We start from the raw sequence: 3,476 nt of genomic DNA, 5'->3' as shown, positions 1-3,476 counted from the left end.
CCGCGACCCCCACCTCCCGGGCCACGTCGCCGGCGCCGACCCCGCCGGGGGTGGCGGTCGCCGCGACGATCGCGACCCGCAGCAGCACCAGCGCGGTGGCGTCGTTGACCAGGCTCTCGCCCTCCAGGATGGTGACGATCCGCCGGGGCAGGCCGACCCGGCGGGCCACCGCGGTGGCGGCGACCGCGTCCGGCGGCGCCACCACCGCGCCCAGCGCCAGGCAGATCGCGTACGGCAGGTGGGGCAGGAACCAGTGCACGACGGTGCCCACCACGAACGCGGTGAAGATGACCAGCCCGACGGCGAGCAGCAGGATCGGCCGCAGGTTGAGCCGGAACGCCGGCACCGACGTCTCCACCGCCGCCACGTACAGCAGCGGCGGCAGGATGCCCACAAGCACCAGGTCCGGGTCCAGCCGCACGTGCGGGAAGAACGGCAGGAAGGACAGCGCGAGACCGAGCACCACGAGCAGGATCGGCGCGAGCAGGCCGAGCTTGCGGGCCAGCGCCGCGCCGAACGTGGCGATGGCCAGGAAGACCACTACCTCGAACAGAGCATCCACGAGCGTCGAGCCTATGCGCCGCGGCGTCGATGTGTGATCAGGCGGCGGAGCGCAGCTTCGGCAGCACCTCCGCGCCGAACGTGTCGATGAACGCGCGCTGCTCCTGCCCGACGTGGTGCAGCGCGATCTGGTCGAAGCCCAGCGCCACGTACTCCTCCAGCCAGCCGATGTGCCGGCCCAGGTCGGCGGAGACGTTCACGGTCTCGGCGACCGTCGACATCGGCACGTCGGCGCTCGCCACGTCGAAGTGCTCGGGGGTCTCCAGGTCCCAGCACACCGGCGGCGCGAACACGTTGCTGCGCCACTGGTCGTACGCGATCGCCTCGGCCTCGGCCTGCTCGGGCGCCCAGCTCACGTGCACCTGCAGGTGCAGCGGGCCGCGTCCGCCCGCGCCCCGGTAGGCGTCGATCATCCGGCGCAGGTGCTCGACCGGCGCGTTGACGGTGATCAGCCCGTCCGCCCACTCGGCGCACCAGCGTGCGGTGGCGACGCTGACCGCGGCGCCGACCAGCGCGGGCGGCTCCTCCGGCCGGGTCCACAGCTTCGCCCGGTCCACTGTGACGAGGCCGTCGTGGCTGACCTCCTCGCCGGCCAGCAGCGCCCGGATCACGTCGACGCACTCGCGCAGCCGCGCGGAGCGGACGTCCTTGCGCGGCCAGACCTCGCCGGTGATGTGCTCGTTCGCCGCCTCGCCGGTGCCCAGCGCGGCCCAGAACCGGCCCGGGTACATGGCGCCGAGCGTGCCGATGGCCTGCGCGATGATCGCCGGGTGGTAGCGCTGGCCCGGCGCGTTCACCACGCCGAAGGACAGGTTCGTGGCCTGGAGCGCGGACCCGAGCCAGGACCAGGCGAACCCGGACTGGCCCTGCCGCTCGCTCCACGGCGAGAAGTGGTCGGAGCACATGGCCGCGTCGAAGCCGGCGCGCTCGGCGTGGATCACCGCCTCCAGCAGCCGGGCCGGGTGGATCTGCTCGTGGGATGCGTGGAAGCCGAACGCCGTCATGGTGGGCACTCCTACCCGTGACGGCGTCCGGCCAATCGCGTCTACTCGGAGTGCGCTCCGGCGCCCGCGCCGGCCTGGCCCTCGCCGATCCACACGGTCTTGGTGTTGCAGAACTCGCGCATGCCGGCGGCGGACAGCTCGCGGCCGTACCCGGAGTTCTTCACGCCGCCGAACGGCAGCTCCGGATAGGACGTGGTCATCCCGTTGATGAACACGTTGCCGGCGTCCAGGTCGACGGCGAAGCGCTCCTGCTCGGCCGGGTCGTTGGTCCAGGCGTTGGAGCCGAGGCCGAAGCTGGTGCCGTTGGCCACTTCGATCGCCTCGTCGTACGAGCCGACCCGGTAGAGCCCGGCGACCGGCCCGAACACCTCCTCGGACCACATCCGCATCTCCGGGCGCAGGTCGGTGACCACGGTCGGCGGGTAGTACCAGCCGTCCCCGGCCGGCTTCTCACCGCCGCAGAGCACCGTCGCGCCCTGGTCCACCGCGTCGGTGACCTGGGCGTGCACCTCGTCGCGGCCACGCTCGCTGGCCAGCGGGCCGACGTCGGTGCCGTCGTCCATCGGGTCGCCGACGCGCAGCGCCGCCATCCGGGCGGCGAACTTCTCGGCGAACGCGTCGAACACGTCGGTGTGCACGATGAACCGCTTCGCGGCGATGCAGGACTGACCGTTGTTCTGGCAGCGGGCGGTGGTGGCCACCTCGGCGGCGGTGTCCAGGTCGGCCGAGGGCATCACCACGAACGGGTCGCTGCCGCCCAGCTCCAGCACCGTCTTCTTGATCTCCCGGCCGGCGATCTGGGCGATGGACCGGCCGGCCGGCTCGCTGCCGGTGAGCGTGGCGGCGCGGACGCGGGGGTCGCTGAGGATCCGGTCGACCGCGTCGGAGCCGACCAGCAGCGTGGTGAACGCGCCCTCGGGGAACCCGGCCCGCCGGAACAGGTCCTCCAGGTAGAGCGCGGTCTGCGGCACGTTCGAGGCGTGCTTGAGCAGGCCGGTGTTGCCCGCCATCAGGGCCGGGGCGGCGAAGCGCATGACCTGCCACAGCGGGAAGTTCCACGGCATCACCGCGAGCACCGGGCCGATCGGCTGGTAGCGCACGTACGCCCGCTTCGCCTTGACCGCGGCGGCGTCGGCCGGCTCGTCGGCGAGCATCCGGGGCGCGTTGTCGGCGTAGAAGCGGCACGCGGTGGCGCACTTGGTGACCTCCGCCTTCGCGGCGGCGTACGTCTTGCCCATCTCGGTGGTCATCAGCCGGGCCGTCTCGTCGCGCTCGGCGTCGAGCCGGTCGGCGGCGGCGGTGAGCCACCGGGCCCGCTGCGCGATGGTGGTCTCACGCAACTGCCGGAAGGCCAGGTCGGCCCGCTCGATCGCGGCGTCGATCTGCTCGTCCGACATCGCGTCGTACGTCTTGAGCACCTGTCCGGTGGCGGGATTGGTGGTGGCGATGGGCATGTCGTCCTCCTGTCACTCGAACAGCGAGTGCCGCACGCCCGGCTCCTCCCGGCGGCGCGCGGCGCGGCGGCGCTGGATCACGACCAGGTCGACCACCGCCACCACGGCGAGCAGTGCGCAGACCACGCCCAGCCAGGCGATGTTCGCGGCGAACGCGAGCACCGCGAAGACGGTCATCACGACCAGACCGAACGTCGCCAGCACGAGCCGCAGGTTCAGGGCGCTGTTCGGGTGGCCGACCGGGCCGCGGGCGCGCCGGGGTTGTGATCGGGTCATTCCTGGGGCCTACCCCGGCACGGGCGGGGATAACCGGCCGGGGCGGGAACGCCGGTGATCCGGGACACCCGGCGGGCGGTCGCCGGATGCGCGCTGCGGGCGGGTGCGTTACTTCGGGGTGCCGGTTTCCGGCGGAGATCCCGCGGGCCGGTGGAGAGGATGGCATGACCACGACGCAGGC

The 3,476-nt window shown here is 72.9% G+C and carries 4 protein-coding genes; all 4 read right to left on the bottom strand.

Translation table 11 applies throughout. The features are described 5' to 3' along the window. The coding region (locus tag KBX39_RS26690; protein WP_210873103.1) for a cation:proton antiporter at positions 1-562 on the bottom strand (562 nt) is incomplete at its 3' end. Between the two features lie 37 nt (positions 563-599). Further along, positions 600-1,574, bottom strand: coding sequence for a TIGR03885 family FMN-dependent LLM class oxidoreductase (locus KBX39_RS26685; RefSeq protein ID WP_255423753.1), 975 nt, complete (start codon positions 1,572-1,574; stop codon positions 600-602). A gap of 32 nt (positions 1,575-1,606) precedes the next feature. Further along, entirely contained in the window at positions 1,607-3,019 is a 1,413-nt protein-coding gene (locus tag KBX39_RS26680; protein ID WP_210873101.1) for an NADP-dependent succinic semialdehyde dehydrogenase, read from the bottom strand. A 12-nt stretch (positions 3,020-3,031) separates the two neighbouring features. Continuing rightward, positions 3,032-3,295, bottom strand: coding sequence for a DUF6343 family protein (locus tag KBX39_RS26675; protein WP_210873099.1), 264 nt, complete (start codon positions 3,293-3,295; stop codon positions 3,032-3,034). Positions 3,296-3,476: the final 181 nt, after the last annotated feature.

The organism is Micromonospora sp. D75 (genome assembly GCF_018070405.1).
Classification (GTDB): Bacteria; Actinomycetota; Actinomycetes; order Mycobacteriales; family Micromonosporaceae; genus Micromonospora; species Micromonospora chalcea.
This window is presented reverse-complemented; position numbering and strand designations above follow the sequence as displayed.